We start from the raw sequence: 1,751 nt of genomic DNA, 5'->3' as shown, positions 1-1,751 counted from the left end.
CAAACCAAAATCAAGCAAGTCACCGCGCTGCCGGAAGTGATCACGCAGAATCAAGTCTTTGAGATGATCGATCTCTGCCGAACCTTTCGCATGAAGGCCTTCATCTGGGTCACCTACACACTCGGCTTGCGAATCGGTGAAACCGTCAACCTACACGTCGGCGATATCGACAGCGAGCGGATGATGGTCCACATCCACCGTGGCAAAGGCGCAAAGGATCGCTACATCCCACTGGCGGAATCAACACTCACAGTCCTGCGTCTGCTCTGGAGCACACATCGCAACCAGACGTTCCTGTTCCCTGCTGAAGGCCGTGATCATCAGGACGGTTCAACGTCCAAGACCCCGATGAGCATCTCGACGATTCAAGGTGCCACCAAGAAAATCACCAAGCAATTGAACTTTGGCAAAAAAGTCTCGCCGCACACGCTTCGGCATTCCTACGCCACGCATCTATTGGAAGCCGGCGTCAGCCTGAAAGCCATTCAGAAATACCTTGGCCACAAAAGTTTGCAGACGACGATGATTTATCTGCATCTGACCGAGACCGGTGAAGCCGACTCGCGACAGATCATCAACCGATTGTTTGTCGGACGCGAAAAAGCCGGCAAGTAGATGCCCGCCGTCGTTGAGGCGACGGACTTCACCGTCGCCGCTGCACTGCGAAAGTTTGCGCCCGGATACATCGCAAAGTACCAAGCTCGCATGCCGCCTCATCACCGTAAGGTGCTGGGGCTGATCACGCGTTGCAAAACGGGTGAGCTGGGTAACGTGATGTATCGCTGTCGGTCCTGCATGTCACAACACTGGGTCGGTCGCTCCTGCGGCAATCGGCATTGCCCGAACTGTCAAAAAGAGAAGACTCAAGCCTGGCTCGCCAAGCAGACCGCCAAACTGCTTCCGGTGCAACATTTTGTCGTCACCTTCACGGTTCCTCAGGAACTGCGGTCGCTGCTGCGCGACAATCCAGAAGCCGGCTACGAGGCAATCTTCGCCGCCGGCAGTGAAACGATTCGCACGCTCCTGAAAAACCCCAAGAATCTCGGTAGCGACAAGGTCGGCTTCTTCGGCGTCCTGCATACCTGGGGACGTGACTTGACGGCCTATCACCCGCACGTGCACTTTGTAGTTCCCGGTGGCGGTGTCAGTCCCGACGTGACGAAGTGGATGCAAGTCAAACCGGATCGTTTGTTTCATCCGTTGCCGGCGAAGAAGCTCTACAAAAAACTGTTCGTTGAGGCGCTCCGCAAGGCCGGGCTTTATGATCAGTTGCCTGCCGGGGTGTTGAAGTTCGACTGGGTGGTGAACATCAAACCGGTCGGCGACGGCGGGGCCGTTTTAAAATACTTGGCACCCTACGTCTATCGAGTCGCGATCTGTGACAACCGGATCACTGCAGTGGATGACTCCGGGGTCTTCTACAAGGTCAAACCGTCAGGGAAGCGTCAGTACAAAACACGTCATCTTGATGGCGAATCGTTCGTTCGCAGTTTCGCTCAGCACATCTTGCCGCCCGGCTTTCGGAAAGTTCGCTACTACGGATTCATGAGCTCCAACTGCAAGTTGCAGTTGGCCGATGCGCGCTGGCTGGTGTGGCTTTGGCTTGGCTGGACGTATTGGCTGTCCAATCCGAAGACACCGCCAGAAGTGACACGTCACCAGCCACCGAAGTGCGCTCGCTGTGGTGGCGAGCTTGAACTGCAAGGGATCACCGGCAGTGATGGCCAATGGATCTGGCACATTCGACTGGC

General features: G+C 55.9%; 2 protein-coding genes. Both read left to right on the top strand.

From position 1 onward, the window contains the following. The coding region (locus tag NHH03_RS26315) for a tyrosine-type recombinase/integrase (protein WP_253161335.1) at nt 1-615 on the top strand (615 nt) is incomplete at its 5' end. Beyond that, a partial coding sequence (locus NHH03_RS26310; protein ID WP_253161334.1) for an IS91 family transposase occupies nt 616-1,751 on the top strand: 1,136 nt, incomplete at its 3' end.

The sequence above is a fragment of the Stieleria tagensis genome, assembly GCF_024129865.1.
Lineage (GTDB): Bacteria > Planctomycetota > Planctomycetia > Pirellulales > Pirellulaceae > Stieleria > Stieleria tagensis.
Note: the sequence above shows the minus strand (reverse complement) of the source record. Positions and strands in the feature narration are given on the sequence as shown.